Source organism: Streptomyces sp. NPDC059355 (assembly GCF_042752335.1).
Taxonomy (GTDB): Bacteria; Actinomycetota; Actinomycetes; order Streptomycetales; family Streptomycetaceae; genus Streptomyces.
Map to the genome: position 1 here is coordinate 126,698 of NZ_JBHYXN010000009.1, position 16,004 is coordinate 142,701.

At 72.7% G+C, this 16,004-nt stretch carries 19 protein-coding genes; 7 read left to right on the top strand and 12 right to left on the bottom strand.

The window, feature by feature from the left end; genetic code table 11:
• Positions 1–112 precede the first annotated feature (112 nt).
• A complete protein-coding gene (locus tag ACFXGI_RS11615) occupies positions 113–775 on the top strand; it encodes an O-methyltransferase (RefSeq protein WP_030153432.1) in 663 nt (220 codons plus the stop codon).
• Between the two features lie 273 nt (positions 776–1,048).
• Here ACFXGI_RS11615 and ACFXGI_RS11620 read toward each other — a convergent pair whose 3' ends face one another.
• Together ACFXGI_RS11620 and ACFXGI_RS11625 are read right to left on the bottom strand one after the other, a co-directional pair.
• Entirely contained in the window at positions 1,049–1,447 is a 399-nt protein-coding gene (locus tag ACFXGI_RS11620) for a hypothetical protein (protein ID WP_384705219.1), read from the bottom strand.
• A gap of 128 nt (positions 1,448–1,575) precedes the next feature.
• Positions 1,576–1,743: a DUF3117 domain-containing protein gene (locus ACFXGI_RS11625; RefSeq protein WP_003966491.1), complete on the bottom strand. Its 168-nt coding sequence runs from the start codon at positions 1,741–1,743 to the stop codon at positions 1,576–1,578.
• A 333-nt stretch (positions 1,744–2,076) separates the two neighbouring features.
• On the opposite strand from ACFXGI_RS11625, the gene ACFXGI_RS11630 reads away from it, so the two are divergent.
• Complete coding sequence (locus ACFXGI_RS11630) at positions 2,077–2,880, top strand: enoyl-CoA hydratase/isomerase family protein (RefSeq protein ID WP_384705220.1); 804 nt, start codon at positions 2,077–2,079, stop codon at positions 2,878–2,880.
• 54 nt (positions 2,881–2,934) lie between these two features.
• On the opposite strand, the gene ACFXGI_RS11635 is transcribed toward ACFXGI_RS11630, so the two are convergent.
• A complete protein-coding gene (locus ACFXGI_RS11635; protein ID WP_384705221.1) occupies positions 2,935–3,510 on the bottom strand; it encodes a DNA-3-methyladenine glycosylase I in 576 nt (191 codons plus the stop codon).
• Complete coding sequence (locus ACFXGI_RS11640; protein ID WP_384705222.1) at positions 3,507–3,857, bottom strand: DivIVA domain-containing protein; 351 nt, start codon at positions 3,855–3,857, stop codon at positions 3,507–3,509. Before ACFXGI_RS11640 ends, ACFXGI_RS11635 begins: the two co-directional genes overlap by 4 nt.
• A gap of 88 nt (positions 3,858–3,945) precedes the next feature.
• Here ACFXGI_RS11640 and folP point away from each other — a divergent pair, with 88 nt between their 5' ends.
• Positions 3,946–4,806 (top strand): dihydropteroate synthase, encoded by an 861-nt coding sequence (gene folP / locus ACFXGI_RS11645; RefSeq protein WP_384705223.1) that lies wholly within the window; start codon positions 3,946–3,948, stop codon positions 4,804–4,806.
• A gap of 235 nt (positions 4,807–5,041) precedes the next feature.
• Here the strand turns inward: folP and ACFXGI_RS11650 are convergent, their stop codons facing one another.
• A complete protein-coding gene (locus tag ACFXGI_RS11650) occupies positions 5,042–5,800 on the bottom strand; it encodes a TIGR00730 family Rossman fold protein (protein ID WP_384705224.1) in 759 nt (252 codons plus the stop codon).
• 64 nt (positions 5,801–5,864) lie between these two features.
• Positions 5,865–6,944: a succinyl-diaminopimelate desuccinylase gene (gene dapE / locus ACFXGI_RS11655; protein ID WP_030868350.1), complete on the bottom strand. Its 1,080-nt coding sequence runs from the start codon at positions 6,942–6,944 to the stop codon at positions 5,865–5,867.
• A gap of 149 nt (positions 6,945–7,093) precedes the next feature.
• Between dapE and ACFXGI_RS11660 the strand changes: the two genes are divergently transcribed.
• Positions 7,094–7,996 carry a hypothetical protein gene (locus ACFXGI_RS11660; RefSeq protein WP_384705225.1) on the top strand — a complete coding sequence of 301 codons (903 nt, stop codon included), beginning with the start codon at positions 7,094–7,096 and terminating at the stop codon, positions 7,994–7,996.
• A 236-nt stretch (positions 7,997–8,232) separates the two neighbouring features.
• Positions 8,233–8,691, top strand: a complete 459-nt coding sequence (locus tag ACFXGI_RS11665; RefSeq protein WP_384705226.1) for an ATP-binding protein — start codon at positions 8,233–8,235, stop codon at positions 8,689–8,691.
• Between the two features lie 79 nt (positions 8,692–8,770).
• On the opposite strand, the gene dapC is transcribed toward ACFXGI_RS11665, so the two are convergent.
• Together dapC and fdxA are read right to left on the bottom strand one after the other, a co-directional pair.
• Positions 8,771–9,868: a succinyldiaminopimelate transaminase gene (dapC, locus tag ACFXGI_RS11670; protein ID WP_384705227.1), complete on the bottom strand. Its 1,098-nt coding sequence runs from the start codon at positions 9,866–9,868 to the stop codon at positions 8,771–8,773.
• Positions 9,869–10,011: 143 nt separating this feature from the next.
• Positions 10,012–10,341 carry a ferredoxin gene (gene fdxA, locus ACFXGI_RS11675; protein ID WP_030868357.1) on the bottom strand — a complete coding sequence of 110 codons (330 nt, stop codon included), beginning with the start codon at positions 10,339–10,341 and terminating at the stop codon, positions 10,012–10,014.
• A gap of 117 nt (positions 10,342–10,458) precedes the next feature.
• Between fdxA and ACFXGI_RS11680 the strand changes: the two genes are divergently transcribed.
• Both ACFXGI_RS11680 and ACFXGI_RS11685 read left to right on the top strand, forming a co-directional pair.
• The gene (locus tag ACFXGI_RS11680) at positions 10,459–11,475 is read left to right on the top strand and encodes a GNAT family N-acetyltransferase (protein ID WP_384705228.1); all 1,017 of its coding nucleotides are present in this window, start codon (positions 10,459–10,461) and stop codon (positions 11,473–11,475) included.
• Positions 11,472–12,263, top strand: a complete 792-nt coding sequence (locus ACFXGI_RS11685) for a transglutaminase-like domain-containing protein (protein WP_384705229.1) — start codon at positions 11,472–11,474, stop codon at positions 12,261–12,263. The genes ACFXGI_RS11680 and ACFXGI_RS11685 overlap by 4 nt, the downstream gene beginning before the upstream one ends.
• Positions 12,264–12,303: 40 nt before the next feature.
• Here ACFXGI_RS11685 and ACFXGI_RS11690 read toward each other — a convergent pair whose 3' ends face one another.
• The 4 genes from ACFXGI_RS11690 to ACFXGI_RS11705 form a co-directional block, all read right to left on the bottom strand.
• Positions 12,304–12,921 carry a response regulator transcription factor gene (locus ACFXGI_RS11690; protein WP_030868363.1) on the bottom strand — a complete coding sequence of 206 codons (618 nt, stop codon included), beginning with the start codon at positions 12,919–12,921 and terminating at the stop codon, positions 12,304–12,306.
• The gene (locus ACFXGI_RS11695) at positions 12,918–14,084 is read right to left on the bottom strand and encodes a sensor histidine kinase (protein ID WP_384705230.1); all 1,167 of its coding nucleotides are present in this window, start codon (positions 14,082–14,084) and stop codon (positions 12,918–12,920) included. Before ACFXGI_RS11695 ends, ACFXGI_RS11690 begins: the two co-directional genes overlap by 4 nt.
• A 62-nt stretch (positions 14,085–14,146) precedes the next feature.
• A complete protein-coding gene (locus ACFXGI_RS11700; RefSeq protein WP_384705231.1) occupies positions 14,147–14,902 on the bottom strand; it encodes an ABC transporter permease in 756 nt (251 codons plus the stop codon).
• A 2-nt stretch (positions 14,903–14,904) separates the two neighbouring features.
• Positions 14,905–15,861, bottom strand: a complete 957-nt coding sequence (locus tag ACFXGI_RS11705; protein ID WP_384705232.1) for an ABC transporter ATP-binding protein — start codon at positions 15,859–15,861, stop codon at positions 14,905–14,907.
• Positions 15,862–16,004 lie beyond the last annotated feature (143 nt).

Below are 16,004 nucleotides of genomic sequence, written 5' to 3' on the forward strand. Positions count from 1 at the left end.
GGCCGCAGCCCGCCCATACGCCCCTTTTCGCCTCGCTGGTTCAGTCCGCCGCTGTTTTCTCCAACGCCCGGTCCCATCTGCGGGTTCCCGACGTCAACGGATACAGTCACCGTTGCGCCAACTATGGGGACAGGAGAGGGTCATTACCGGCAACCGGCAGACGAGCTGGGCGTTCGCCGACGCGTTTGTCGCCGAGGACGACGCTCTGCGGTGGGCCCGCGACCGGGCCAGGGAAGCGGGCCTTCGCTCCGTCTCCCCGGGCACCGGGGCCGCGCTGCGCCTGCTCGCCGCCACCGCGGACGCCAAGGCGGTGGCCGAGATCGGCACCGGCACCGGCGTCTCCGGCATCCACCTCCTCCACGGCATGCGCCCCGACGGGGTGCTGACCACCGTCGACCCCGAGGCCGACCGGCAGGCCTTCGCCCGCCAGGCCTTCCGCGCCGCCGGCTTCGCGGGCAACCGCGCCCGGTTCATCCCCGGCCGCGCACTCGACGTACTCCCCCGCCTCGCCGACGGCGGGTACGACCTCGTCTTCTGCGACGGCGACCCCTCCGAGTCCCTCGACTACCTCGCCGAATCGTTGCGCCTGCTGCGCCCCGGCGGGCTGGTCTGCTTCGAGGGGGTCTTCTCGGACGGCCGCACCGTCGACGGGGCGGCCCAGCAGACCGAGGTGCTGCGCGTACGGGAGCTGCTGCGCAGCGTCCGCGAGAGCCCGGCGCTGGAGGCCGCCCTGCTCCCGGTGGGCGACGGCCTGCTGTGCGCGGTCCGGCGCTGATCGCCCGTACGTCTCGGCGGGACCCGGCTCGGGGGCCCGGGCTCAGCCCAGCAGCAGGAAGGTGAGGGCGGACGTACCGCCCAGCGCCGTGCCGGCGAGGAGTTGTGCCGGCGAGGAGTTGTGCCGGGGTGTGCGCCCGAAGGACCAGCCGGGACCAGGCGACGGCGGCGGCGATCAGGGCCGCCGGGAGGGCCCGCGGTCCGAAGACGAGCAGCAGGATCGTCACGGTGCCGCCGGCCACCGACATGTGGATCGATATCTGCCAGCCGACCGTCACCAGCAGGGCCGACACCAGGCCCACGAGCATCGCGACGACGAGCGCGAACACCTCGCCGGGGGCTCCGAGGACGCGCAGCAGGGTGACCCCGGTGACCACGCAGACCAGGCCCAGGGCCATCGGGACGATCCGCTGCCTGCGCGGATGTGCTGGTCGGTCAGCGCCCCCCGCCGGACGCCGAAGGCGATGATCCCGATCGGGCCCGCACCGCAGAAGAGGGCGGCGAACAGGCCCCAGCCCAGGCCGGTCCACGACGCACCGGCGTGCCATCCGACGAGCAGCAGCAGGGCGACGACCATGTTCGCCGGCGCCAGCCCGTCGGAGACGACGCGGGCGGCCCTCTGGCGGGGAGTGCAGTCGGCGAAGGCCGGCGGCGCGGGCGGGGAGAAGGTCACGGCTGGCTCCGCGAGGCGCAGGGGATCGGTCCGGGACGAGCTCCCCGGACATGACACAACGCCGCCCCGACCGCGGGAAGCGGCCGGGGCGGCGCAGAGAATACGGGTACTGCGGTGCTGCCGACGGGTTAGCCGACGACCTTCTTCAGGGCGTCACCCAGGGCGTCCGCCTCGTCCGGGGTCAGCTCGACGACAAGCCGACCGCCGCCCTCGAGCGGTACGCGCATGACGATGCCCCGCCCCTCCTTGGTGACCTCGAGCGGGCCGTCGCCCGTCCGCGGCTTCATGGCCGCCATGCTCGTTCCCCTTCCTGAAACCAGCTCATCGTCAGCCGACGGCCCCATTCAGGCGCCTGGAACCCGGCATCGAACACATTGCTTCCTGGCCATTATCCCGCATGTCAGGACCCGATGACCAACATCGGCAGGGAACGCTTGCGCAACGCGCTCGACCAAAACCACTCATTTCGGGGACGTGCCTGCGATACTTCGCCGTCGCACCCGGGGTCCGCCCTCGGCTTTCTTTGACGCACATCACATGCCCCGCAGCGGTCCGGTCCGCCATGCTGGCCCTTGCACCGGCCGGTACCGGCCGGTAGCCAAACCCGCGACGAAGGGGGACCCCCTGCCATGGCCGACAGCGTGCTCTACGAAGTGACCGACGGACTCGCGAAGATCACGATCAACCGTCCCGACGCCATGAACGCGATGAACACCGAGGCCAAGGTCGCGCTGCGCGACGCGGTCCAGGCGGCGGCCGCCGATCCGGCCGTCCGCGCGGTGCTGCTGACGGCGGCCGGCGACCGGGCGTTCTGCGTCGGACAGGACCTCAAGGAGCACATCGGGAACCTGGCGGCGGACCGCGAGACCGGCTCCTCCCTGACGATGAACACGGTCGCGGAGCACTACAACCCGATCGTGCGCGCCCTGACCGAGATGCCCAAGCCGGTGGTGGCGGGCGTCAACGGCGTGGCGGCCGGGGCGGGCTTCGGCTTCGCGCTGGCGGCGGATTTCCGGGTCGTCGCCGACACGGCCTCCTTCAACACCTCCTTCGCGGGGGTGGCGCTGACCGCCGACTCGGGCGTCTCCTGGACCCTCCCCCGCCTGATCGGCGCCTCCCGCGCCTCCGATCTGCTGCTCTTCCCCCGCTCGGTGAAGGCGCAGGAGGCGTACGAGCTCGGCATCGTGAACCGCCTGGTCCCCTCGGACTCCCTGCACGCGGAGGCCGAGGCGGTGGCCCGCACCCTGGCGGCCGGCCCGACGGTGGCCTACGCGGCCCTGAAGGAGTCCCTGGCCTACGGGGCCTCGCGCTCGCTGTCCGAGGCGCTGGACCACGAGGACACCCTGCAGGCCCGCGCGGGTGCCTCCGAGGACCACTCGATCGCCGTCCAGGCCTTCCTCGCGAAGCAGCCGCCGAAGTACCTGGGCCGCTGAGTCCGCCACCTCCGCAGCCACCTCCGCAGCCGCCTGCCCCCGCCCTCCCCCGCCTCAGGCGGGGTCGCGGGCGGCGCAGGCGGCCAGGTGGTCGTTGACCAGCCCGCAGGCCTGCATCAGCGCATAGGCGGTGGTGGGCCCGACGAACCGGATCCCGGCCTTCTTCAACGCCTTGGACAGGGCCGTGGACTCGGGCGTCACCGCCGGCACCTCGGAGATCGTCGCCGGTGCCGGGCGGCCCGGCTCGGGCGCGTGCGACCAGATCAGCGCGTCCAGTTCGCCCGGCTCCCACTGCGCCAGGACCTTCGCGTTGGCGAGCGTGGCCTCGATCTTGGCCCGGTTGCGGATGATCCCCTCGTCGGAGAGCAGCCGCTCCGCGTCGGCCGGCCCGAATTCCGCGACCTCGGCGATCACGAACCCCGAGAAGGCCGTACGGAAACCCTCCCGCCGGCGCAGGATCGTCAGCCAGGACAGCCCCGACTGGAAGGCCTCCAGGCACAGCCGCTCGTACAGGGCGTCGTCCCCGTGCACCGCGCGGCCCCACTCCGTGTCGTGGTACGCGATGTAGTCCTCGGTGGCCAGCGCCCAGGGGCAGCGCAGCCCGCCGTCCGGACCCGCGACCGCCGTCACCGGCCCTCCTCCGGGGCGTCCTTGTGCAGGTCGACGGCGGCCGGCGCCTGCGCGCGGCCCTGTGCGGCAGCGGCCGTCAGCTCCGCGATCCGCGCGTCCCGCTCGGCGAGCTCCGCCGCGAGCCGCTCCAGTACGTCGTCCACCTCGGCCATCCGGTACCCGCGCGGCGCGACGGGCAGGCGCAGGGCGTCGACGTCGGCCCGTACGACTGGGCGGCTCTCCGGCAGCGCGTCGGCCACCCGGTCCGGCTCCGCCTCCGGCAGTACGGCCTCGGAACCACCGCCCACCACGGCCAGGGTGACCGCCGCGACGACCACGACCAGCGCGATCAGCAAGAACCAGAACACGAGCAACTCCCTGAGAGACATCGGGCCACCGGGCACCAGGTTAAGGTCGCAGCGAGGCGCGAGGGCCGCCGGAGGAGGAAAGAACGGGATGCTGCGACTGGGCAGGCGCGAGTTCGACACCCACGAGCCGGTGATCATGGCCATCGTGAACCGGACTCCGGACTCCTTCTACGACCAGGGCGCGACGTTCCGCGACGAGCCCGCGCTGGACCGGGTCGAGCAGGCGGTGGCCGAGGGCGCCGCGATCATCGACATCGGCGGAGTCAAGGCGGGCCCGGGCGAGCACGTGGACGCGGCCGAGGAGGCCCGCCGCACGGTCGGCTTCGTGGCCGAGGTACGGCGCCGCCACCCGGACGTGGTGATCAGCGTCGACACCTGGCGGCACGAGGTCGGCGAAGCCGTCTGCGAAGCCGGGGCCGACGTCCTGAACGACGCCTGGGGCGGGGTGGACCCGAAGCTGGCCGAGGTTGCGGCCCGGCACGGCGTCGGCCTGGTCTGCACCCACGCGGGCGGGGTCGAGCCGCGTACGCGGCCGCACCGGATCACGTACGAGGACGTGATGGAGGACATCCTGCGGGTCACGGTGGGGCTGGCCGAACGCGCCGCCGCACTCGGCGTCCGCCGGGACGCGATCATGATCGACCCGGGCCACGACTTCGGGAAGAACACCCGCCACTCGCTGGAGGCCACGCGCCGGCTGGGCGAGATGACGGACACCGGCTGGCCGGTGCTGGTCTCCCTGTCCAACAAGGACTTCGTCGGCGAGACCCTGGACAAGCCCGTCAAGGAGCGCCTGCTGGGCACCCTGGCCACGACGGCCGTCTCGGCCTGGCTCGGCGCCCAGGTCTACCGGGTCCACGAGGTCGCGGAGACGAAGCAGATCCTGGACATGGTCCGCACGATCCAGGGCCACCGGCCGCCCGCGGTGGCCCGCCGCGGACTGGCCTGAGCCGAACGGCCCGACGGCCGGAGGCCGGCGCAGCAGCTCGAAGCCGGCAAGGCGCCCTGGCGCCGAACCGCGCGAGAGCGGCGTGGAGAAGGTACTCCTGGACATGGTCCGCACGATCCAGGGCCACCGGCCGCCCGCGGTGGCCCGCCGCGGACTGGCCTGAGCCGAACGGCCCGACGGCCACCGGCCACCGGCGGTGGCCCGCCGGGGGCTCGCGTGACGGCGGCGGCTGCGGCTACTTGCCGACTTCCTTGGTCACCAGCGCGATCGCCTCGTCCACGTCGTCCGTGACGTGGAAGAGGTGGAGGTCGCGTTCCGAGGCCTTGCCCTGCGCGATCACCGTGTTCTTCAGCCAGTCGACCAGGCCCGACCAGTACTCCGACCCGAACAGCACGATCGGGAACCGGGTGATCTTCTGGGTCTGGACCAGGGTCAGGGCCTCGAACAGCTCGTCCAGCGTGCCGAGTCCGCCCGGCAGGACCACGAAGCCCTGGCTGTACTTCACGAACATCGTCTTGCGGACGAAGAAGTACCGGAAGTTCAGCCCGAGGTCCACGTGCTGGTTGAGCCCCTGCTCGAAGGGCAGCTCGATGCCCAGGCCCACGGAGATCCCGTTGGCCTCCCGGGCGCCCTTGTTGGCCGCCTCCATCGCGCCCGGGCCGCCGCCCGTGATCACCGCGAAGCCCGCCTCGACGAGCGCGCTGCCGATCTGCACGCCGGCCTCGTACTCGGGCGAGCCGGCGGGCGTACGGGCCGAGCCGAACACGCTGATCGCCGGCGGCAGCTCCGCCAGCGTGCCGAAGCCCTCGATGAACTCCGACTGGATGCGCAGGACCCGCCAGGGATCGGTGTGCACCCACTCGGAAGGCCCGGCGGAATCCAGCAGCCGCTGGTCCGTCGTACTGCCGGCCTGCACCTGGCTCCGCCTGCGCAGCACCGGCCCGAGCTGCTGCTCTTCGGGCCGACGACGAGCGGACCCTTCGGAGTTGCCCATGATGTGCTCCCTCCTGCTGATCGTTGGATCAGACTAGGCGCACAAAGGTGACGAGAAGCGGAATTCAGGAGGTCAGCCAGGCGCGGAGTCGTTCTTCGCAGTGGAGGATGGCCTTCGTTTCGACGCGCTCGTCGACCTTGTGGGCCAGCAGGGCGTCGCCCGGGCCGTAGTTGACCGCCGGGACGCCGAGGGCGCTGAAGCGGGAGACGTCCGTCCAGCCGAACTTCGGCATGGCGCGGCCGCCGACCGCCTCCATGAACGCCGCCGCGGCGGGGTGGGAGAGGCCCGGGAGGGCGCCGCCCGAGAAGTCGTCGATGACGAACTCGTCGACGCCGCAGTCCGCGAAGACCTCCCGGACGTGCGCGATCGCCTCGTCCATGCTGCGGTCCGGGGCGAAGCGGAAGTTGACCGTCACCGTGCACGCGTCGGGGATGACGTTGTTGGCGACGCCGCCCTCGATGCGGACCGCGTTCAGGCCCTCGTGGTACTCCAGGCCGTCGATCACCGGCTTGCGGGGCTCGTACGCCGCGAGTTTGGCGAGAATCGGGGCCGCCGCGTGGATGGCGTTGGAGCCCATCCAGCTGCGCGCGGAGTGGGCGCGCTCGCCGGTCGTGCGGAGCAGGACGCGCAGGGTGCCCTGGCAGCCGCCCTCGACCTCGGCGTTCGACGGCTCCAGCAGGACCGCGAAGTCGCCGGTCAGCCAGTCGGGGTGGGCCTCGGCGACCTTGCCCAGGCCGTTGAGGTCCGCGGCGACCTCCTCCTGGTCGTAGAAGACGAAGGTGAGGTCGCGGTTGGGCTCGGGCACGGTCGCGGCGATGCGCAGCTGCACGGCGACGCCGGATTTCATGTCGGTCGTTCCGCAACCCCACAGGACGTCGTTCTCGTCCAGGCGGGACGGGACGTTGTCGGCGATCGGCACGGTGTCGAGGTGGCCGGCGAGGACGACGCGCTCGGCCCTGCCGAGGTTCGTACGGGCCACGACGTTGTTGCCGTACCGGTCGACCGTGAGGTGCGGCAGGGCGCGCAGCGCGTGCTCCACCAGGTCGGCGAGGACCTTTTCGTCGCCGCTCACGGACGGGATGTCGACGAGCCGGGCGGTCAGCTCGGCGGCGTCCAGGGTGAGGTCCAGCTCGGATTCGGACATGGCTCTGACCCTAACGCCCAGGACTGCGGCGAAGCTCTCACGTCCGGCCGGTGGACGCGTCGCGTGGCTCAAGTACGGTGGGCGCCGTGACCCGGAACGATCCCCCCCGTCCTCGTCGCCGACGCCGGCCGCTGCTCACGTCCGCCGGTGTGTTGGTGCTGCTCGCGCTGATCGGCTATTTCGCCGTGCAGTACAACACGACGAACGGCGGTGGCGGCGCGCCGCACTGCACGGCCAGCGTGCCGACGGTTTCGACCGGCTTCGACATGACCCCGGAACAGGCGGGCAACGCCGCGACGATAGCCGCGGTCGGCGTGGCCAAGGGCCTGCCGGACCGGGCCCTGACCATCGCGCTGGCGACCTCGATGCAGGAGTCGGGGCTGCGCAATCTCCCGCACGGCGACCGGGATTCGCTGGGCCTGTTCCAGCAGCGGACCTCGATGGGCTGGGGCACCGAGGAGCAGATCATGGACCCCGTGTACTCGGCCGGGAAGTTCTACGACCACCTCGTCCAGGTCAAGGGGTACGCCGATCTCCCGCTGACGGAGGCCGCGCAGGAGGTGCAGCGCAGCGGCTACCCCGAGGCGTACGCGAAGCACGAGTCGGAAGCGGTCGTGATCGCGGCGGCGTTCGCCGGGGACGGCGAGCTGACCTGTGGCGGACCCGCGCCGACCGCGCCGGGCGACCCGGAGAAGGTGCGTACCGAGCTCACCCGGATCTTCGCCAAGACCAAGATGCACACCGCTCCGGCGGAGACGCGCCGTACGCAGGACGCGGCCGGGAAGGTCAAGGAGGCCGAGGTGACCTTCGTGGAGAAGAAGGACGGCGGGGCCTCCGCGGCGCGCGGCAGCAAGGTGATGGCGGGCTGGGCGGTGGCCAACTCGCGCGGGATGGGAGTCGTCCGGGTCTCGTACGGCCCGGCGAGCTGGGTGGCCGGCCAGGCGAGGGGCGAGTGGCAGCAGCTGGGCCCCGCCGGCCCGCAGGGCAAGGCCGGGGCGGTCGATCCCCACCGCGCGGAGGCCGGCTCGGTACGGATCTTCGTGGCCCAGTGAGCCACCCCCGGCCATGGGGTCGCCTGTACGAGGCGTCCCCCGCGCGGGGGTGACCGCGCAGCGGCCCGATCCGCCTCCGGGAGGGCGGAACCCCTGGTCGGCGCGCGTCCGACGAGCTTGCCGCGCAGGCCGATTAAACGATGCGTTACCGATCCTTTACCCGGAGCCTCCGCAACTCCACCCGCCCCCTGAGCGGTTGTACACGGCGTACTCAGCCGCTACCGCTTAGGAGCATCATGTCCCTCCCCCTGACCCGCCGGATCGCCCGTACCGCGCTGCTGCTCGCAGCCGGGGCAGCTCCCGTGGTCGGTGCGGCCGGCGCGGCCAGCGCCGCGGGCCTGGAGTCCGTGCCGCAGCTGGGCGCGCTCACCAGCACGGACGCCGCCGCTCCCGCGGGCGACGTGGTCGGCACCGGTGAGGCCGCTGCCGCCGGCGCGACGGACACCGCCGCCCAGGCCGTACCCGGCGCCCCCGCCCAGGTCACCGACGCCGCGACCGGCCTGCTCGGCGGGCTGCCCGCGGCCAAGGGCCTGCCGACCGACGCGCTGCCCACGGGCGCCCTGCCGACCAGCTCGCTGCCCACCAGCTCGCTGCCGACCGGTGGTCTGCCGACCGACGCCGTCCCGACCGGCAGCCTGACCGGTGCGCTCCCCACCCAGGGGCTGCCGCTGGGAGGCCTCCCGCTGGGCGGCTGACTCGCCGTACGCAGGAACACCGAGGGGCCGGGAGCACGAACTCCCGGCCCCTCGGGCCGTTCACCGGGTCCGCGGCGGATCAGACGGCGAGGCGCTTGACCGCCGCTTCGACGCGCTCGTCCGTGGCCGTGAAGGCGACGCGAACGAACCGCGCGCCCGCCTCACCGTAGAAATCGCCCGGCGCGACCAGGACGCCCAGGTCCGCGAGGTGGGCGACCGTGTCCCAGCAGGGCTCGTCCCGGGTCACCCACAGGTACAGGCTGGCCTCGCTGTGCTCGACCCGGAAGCCGTGCGCCTCCAGCGCCGCCCGCAGCGCCTCGCGCCGCGCCGCGTAGCGCCCGCGCTGCTCCGCGACGTGCGCGTCGTCGCCGAGCGCGGCGACCGTGGCCGCCTGCACCGGCGCCGGGGTCATCATGCCGCCGTGCTTGCGGATCTCCAGCAGCTCGCCGAGCACCTCGGCGTCACCGGCGATGAACGCGGCCCGGTAGCCCGCCAGGTTGGAGCGCTTCGAGAGGGAGTGGACGGCGACGATGCCCTCGTACGATCCCCCGCAGACGTCGTCGTGCAGGACGGAGACGGGCTCGGCCTCCCAGCCCAGCTCCAGGTAGCACTCGTCGCTGAAGAGCAGGATCCCGTGCTCGCGCGCCCAGGCCACGATCCGGATCAGGTCTTCCTTCGGGACGACCTTCCCGGTGGGGTTGGACGGGGAGTTGAGCCACAGCAGCTTCACGCCGGCCGGGTCGAGATCGGTCGGGTCGTCGTAGACGACCGCCTCCGCGCCGCACAGCCGCGCGCCGACCTCGTACGTGGGGTACGCGAGCCGCGGGTACGCGACCTTGTCCCCGGCGCCCAGGCCCAGCTGGGTCGGCAGCCAGGCCACCAGCTCCTTGGAGCCGACGACCGGCAGGACGTTGCGGTGTCCGGCGGCGCTCGCGCCGAGGCGGCCCCGCAGCCAGCCGGTGATCGCGTCGCGCAGCGCGACGGTTCCCCACACCGTGGGGTAGCCCGGGGAGTCGGCGGCCGCGACGAGCGCGTCCCGGACCAGCTGCGGGACCGGGTCCACGGGCGTGCCGACGGACAGGTCGACGATGCCGTCCGGGTGGGCCGCCGCCGTCTTCTTGTACGGCTCCAGCTTGTCCCAGGGGAAGGCGGGAAGACGTGCGGATACTGCGGCCACGGTGTTCTCTGCTCTCTACTGGTGCTGGATGTACGGGCGGGCGGGGCGTGCGGGGCCCGCCGACCGTACGGGCAAACGGCTCGGTCCCGCGCGGCACGGGGCCGTACGGGACCGAGGGGCGGTTCTGGCGGTGCCGACCGTTGTCAGTGACTCGGGTTGATGTCCGCCGGAAGCGCCGCGATGAAGGGGTGGTCGCGCTCGATCAGGCCCAGCTTGGAGGCACCACCGGGCGAACCGAGCTCGTCGAAGAACTCGACGTTCGCCTTGTAGTAGTCCTTCCACTCTTCCGGAGTGTCGTCCTCGTAGAAGATGGCCTCGACCGGGCAGACCGGCTCACACGCACCACAGTCGACGCACTCGTCGGGGTGGATGTACAAGGACCGCTGGCCCTCGTAGATGCAGTCGACGGGGCACTCTTCGATGCATGCCTTGTCCTTGACGTCGACACAAGGCTCCGCGATGACGTAGGTCACGCTCTCGTTCCTCCTCGGTAGGGCTTTCCATATCGCGCGGGAGCGCGGCGTCGTCGATGCCCACGCCTAGTATCTCCGTTCCCGGGCACGATCCGAACAGGAGGGGCGGACAGAGCTGTGGAAATCACTGCCGGTGGGCTGCTGGAGATCCGTATTACCCCGGCTGACGTGGGTAAACGAGTCTCTGTACGACGGGTGCAGAGCGGGGCGGACGAGGCGCCCTCGTTCACTGACACGGTAGGGGTTCTCACATCCTGGGACCAAGGTGTGCTGACGATCACACGAAAGAGCGGTGTGACCGTCCACATCTCGGAATCGTCGCTGGTGGCGGGCAAGATCGTCCCCCCGGCGCCGGCCCGGCGGCGGGGTCCGGCGGCCTCTTTCGAGGAGCTGGCGCGGATCGGCGCGCGGGCCTGGCAGCCCCTGGAGAGCGAGCCGCTCGGCGAGTGGACGCTGCGGGCGGCCGACGGCTTCACCCGGCGGGCCAACTCCGTGCTGCCGCTCGGCGACCCGGGGGTGCCGCTGGACGAAGCACTCGCGCGAGTGACGTCCTGGTACGCGGAACGTGAACTTCCGGCGTACGTGCAGACGGCGACCGGCGCGGCCGGCACACAGGAGCTGCTGGGCGCGGAGCTGGAGCGCCGGGGCTGGGTGAACGAGGTGTCGGCGGAGGTCCGGATCGCGGCGCTGGCGCCGGTCGCGGACGTGGACACGGGTGCCACCGCCTCCGCGGTACGGCTGACCCGCGCCCCGGACGAGGAGTGGCTCGGGATGTACGGGCGGGTCAAGGACCCGGAGGTGGCCCGGCGGGTGCTGGTCGCGGGGCCGTCGGTGTGGTTCGCGACGCTGCCCGGGCGGGCGATCGGGCGGCTCGTGGTGGACGGCAGGTGGGCCGGCTTCGCGGCGGTCGAGGTGGATCCGGAGCACCGGCGCGGGGGCCTGGGCACGGCCGTGATGGCCGTACTGGCCCGGCAGGCGCTGGAGGAAGGCGCGTCGGCGGCCTGGCTCCAGGTGGAGGCGGACAACGCGGGAGCGCTGGCGCTGTACGACGGGCTGGGTTTCGCGGGGCACCACGCGTACCACCACTTCCGGTTCCGGGCCGAAGCGGCCTCGGCCGCGGGGGCCTCTCGATGAGCGCGGAGTCCCGGGCGCGGTTCGCGGAGGAGGCCCGCTCGGAGCGGCCGGACCTGGCGCTGCTGTGCCTGCTGCTGGCCGCGGAGGCGGATCCGGAGCTGGACGAACGGGCCATGGACTGGGCGCAGATCGAGCTGGACCGGCTGGCGGGGATGCTGCCGTACGGGCTGCGCGGCGGGAAGGCGTGGGCCTCTGCGGTGACCGAGCTGCTGGGGGGCCGGATGGGCTTCCACGGCACGCCCGCGGACTACGACCGGCTGTCGTCCTCGCTGCTGCACGAGGTGCTGCGAAGGCGCCGGGGCCTGCCGATCCTCCTGTCCGTCGTCTGGCTGGAGGTCGCGCGGCGCGCGGGCGCGCCGGTGTACGGGCTGGGGCTTCCGGGGCACTTCGTGGTGGGGTTCGGGGATCCGGACGAGGGGCTGGTGGTGGACCCCTTCGCCGGGGGCGCCTCGCTGGGGGCCGGGCCGGCGGAGCAGGCCGCGGAGCCGCGGACGCCGGCCCGGACGCTGGACATCGTGCTGCGGATCCTGAACAACATCAGGGCGTGGGCCTCGGCCCGGCCGGAGCACTCGGCGGTGGCGTTGTGGGCGCTGGAGCTGTCGCTGCTGCTGCCCTCGCATCCGGCGTCGTTGCGGTACGAGCGGGCGAAGCTGCTGGTGGAGCGGGGGGAGTTCGCTTTCGGCGCCACCGAGATGGAGTCCTACGCGGAGGTCGTCGATGCGATCGACCCGCCCGCCGCGGCGCGGATCCGGAGCGAGGCCCTGTCCGCCAGGGCGCTGCTGAACTGACCCGGCCGGGGGCGGGTGCCGCCGCGCGCGGCCGGTTCGGTCACAGCCAGCCCTTTTCGCGGGCCACGCGTATGGCTTCCGCGCGGTTGCGGGAGGCCAGCTTCTGGATGGCCGTCGAGAGGTAGTTGCGGATCGTGCCCTGGGAGAGGTGGAGCCGGGCCGCCAGCTCGGCGTTCGTGGCTCCGTCCTCGGCCGCGCGCAGGACCTCGCGTTCGCGGTCCGTCAGCGGGTTGGCGCCCTCCGCCAGGGCCGCCGCCGCCAGGGTGGGGTCGATGACGCGCTCGCCCGCCAGGACCTTGCGTACCGCCTCGGCCAGTTGCGCGGCCGGGGCGTCCTTGACGAGGAACGCCGAGGCTCCCGCCTCCATCGCGCCGCGCAGGTAGCCGGGGCGGCCGAAGGTGGTCAGGACCACGATCTTGAGGTCCGGGACCGCGGTCCGCAGGGCCGCCGCCGCCTCGATGCCCGTCATGCCCGGCATCTCGATGTCGAGCAGCGCGACGTTCACGTCGTGGGCCCGGGCCGCCGGCACCACCTCGTCGCCGCGGGCGACCTGGGCCAGCACCTCGATGTCCGGCTCCAGCCCGAGGAGGGCCGCGAGGGCTTCCCGGACCATGGACTGGTCCTCCGCCAGGAGGATCCGGATGGGGCGTGTGCTCATGATCCCGATCCTAGGGGGATGCGGGCCAGCAGGCGGAAGCCCTTCTTGCCCGTCGAACCGGCCGCCAGCGTGCCGCCGACCGCCTCCAGGCGTTCCGTCAGGCCCGTCAGGCCGTTGCCCGCCTCCGCGGGGCCGCCCCCGCCGTCGTCGGCGACCGACAGCTCCACCACCGGTCCGGCCAGGGTCTGCGACCTCTCCAGCCGGACGGTGCAGCGCTGCGCCCCGCTGTGCCGGACCACGTTGGTCACCGCCTCGCGCAGCGACCAGGCCAGCGCCGACTCCACCTCTTCGGGGAGGTCCTCCACCGGTTCCGCCGGGAGGTCCGCCACCACGCCCGCCGCCGTCAGCGCGGTGCGGGCACCCGCCAGTTCGCCCGGCAGGGTCGGCCGCCGGTAGCCGCTCACGGCTTCCCGTACGTCGACCAGCGCCTGCCGGCTGACCTGCTCGATGTCCGCCACCTGCTGGGCCGCCTGCTCGGGGTGTTCCGGCAGCATCCGCCCCGCCAGCTCGCTCTTGAGCGTGATCAGGGACAGCGAGTGGCCGAGGAGGTCGTGCAGGTCCCGGGCCATCCGCAGCCGTTCCTCGTTCGCCGCGAGCTGCGCCACCGTGGCCCGCGCCTCGCGCAGCTCCATCGTCGTGCGGATCATCGCGCGGATGCCGACCATCGCGAACCCGCCCATCAGGGCCGGGATCAGCAGCCCGGCCAGGTACGCGTCGCCGCCCGGCACCGCGAAGGCGGTCAGCGCGAGGAGCGCGGTGGCGCCGGGCACCGTGAACCGGGAGATCTCCCCCGGCAGCGCGGCGCCGGAGGCGATCGCCACGTACACGAAGAGGACGAGCCATTCGCGTCCCAGGCTCAGCGACAGGATCGTGGCCTGCGCGGAGAGGACGGCCACCGAGAGCAGCACGCGCCGTGTCTCGGTCTGCCGCGCGGTGCGGAAGACCAGGACCAGGTACCAGGCGACGAAGGCCACGAGGCCCAGGCCGCCGAGCAGCCGGGCCCCGAGGCTGTGTCCGCCGCTGACCAGGTCGGTGACGGGCGCGCTGAGGTAGAACAGCCAGACGCTGATCCACAGCGACTTCACGATCTTCTGCCGACGGTTCTCGGGGCGGAGGCCGACCCTCGGGCCGCCCTTCGTTCCCATCAGACCGGTCTCGGTCATCGGCTCCGTCGCGCCGGTTCCACCGGTCGCTCCCGTCGCACTCATCACGCTCGTCACACCCGTCATGCCTTCAGCGAGTCCTTGCGGTACAGCCATGCGGCGGCACCCGTGAACAGTACGAAGTAGCCGGCAAGGATCGCCACGTCCTTCAGGTGCGGCGCACCCCCGAGCTCGATGGCCTGGCCGAGGCCCGCGTACGCCCGGGTCGGCAGCCACTCGCAGATGTTCTGGAGCCACTGCGGGAAGTTCGCGGTCGGCATCCACAGGCCGCCGAGGATCGACAGGCCGAAGTAGAACAGCATCGTGATCGGGCGGACGGTGTCCCCGCTCGCCAGGTAGCCGATCGCCACGCCGAGGGCGGCGAAGACCAGGCTGCCGGCCCAGATGGAACCGGTCAGGGCGAGCCACTGCCAGGCGTCGAACCGTACGCCCTTGACGATCGCGGCGACCGCGAACACGACCAGGATGGCGGGCAGCGACAGGACGCCCGCGCTGGCGGTCTTGCCGAGGACGTAGCCGCGGCCGGGCAGGGCGGTCAGCCGCAGCTGGCGGACCCAGCCCTTCTCGCGCTCCTTGGCGATGCGCTCGCTGTTGCCCATCAGGACGGCGGTCAGGGCGCCGAAGGAGGCCATGGCGACCATGTAGAAGGCCGGCATGGTCAGTTCCGTGCCCATGACCTTCGTGGTGCCGTTCAGGGTGCCGCCGAGCATCAGGAACAGCGCGGCCGGGTAGAGGACGGTGAAGAACAGGTACTTCTTGTTGCGCAGGGCTCGGCTGATCTCGAGCTTGATGAGCTGGATCGTTCCGGTGGTCGGCATCTTTACTTGGCCTCCTCGGCCTCGGTGAGGGCGATGAAGGCCTGCTCCAGGCCGAGCCCGGCGACTTCCAGGTTCCGGGGGTAGAGCCCCAGCGCGTACACGGCGTGGACGGTGGCGTCGGCGTCGCGCGACTGGAGCCTGACCGTGTCGCCGTGGCGCTCGTAGGACGTCAGGTGCGGGAGGGCGCGCAGCGCCGTCCCGTCCACCGGGGCGTCCGGGGCCAGGTCGAAGGCGATCCGGCGGGCGCCGGCCTTCGCCTTGATCTCGGCGGCGGTGCCGTCGGCGAGCAGCCGGCCCTTGTTGAGGACGAGGACGCGGTCGGCGATCGCGTCGGCCTCTTCCAGGTAGTGGGTGGCGAACAGGACGGTGCGGCCCTGGGCGGCCTGGTCCCGCATGGTGGCCCAGAAGGCCTGGCGGGAGGTGACGTCCATGCCGGTGGTCGGCTCGTCCAGGACGATCAGGTCGCTGCGCCCCGCGGTGGCGAGGGCGAAGCGGACGCGCTGCTCCTGGCCGCCGGAGAGCTTGTTCACCATGCGGTCGGCGATCTCGGTGATCCCCGCGCGGCCGAGCACCTCCTCGACCGGGTATCGGCGGGGGTGCAGGGCGCAGCCGAGGGCGACGACCTCCCGTACGGTCACGTCCTCCATCAGGCCGCCGCTCTGGAGCATCGCGCCGACCCGGCCGGCCGCGATGGCCTCGCGGGGGGTGGTGCCGAAGAGCTCGACGGTGCCGGAGTCGGTGGGGCGCAGGCCCAGCAGCAGGTCGAGGGTGGAGGACTTGCCGGCGCCGTTGGGACCGAGCAGTGCGACGGTCTCGCCGGGGTGGAGTTCCAGGGAGAGCCCGTCGACCGCCCGGACCGCGCCGTAGCTCTTGGTCACGTTCCGGAAGGCCACCACGGGGCCGGCGCCGGGGCCGGTGTCCTTCGCGGCGGTGGTGTGCGCCGGGGTCGTCGTCGTCATGACCGAAGATTCCCCCGTACGGGGGTGCGCGCGGCAGTGCCCGCAGTCGTGACTGACGGATGACAGATGTCATGCGGCCGGCATGACGGGCCCTGCCACCGGCCCGGCGGCGGACACGGAGGAGCCCCCGCCCGAGGAACGGA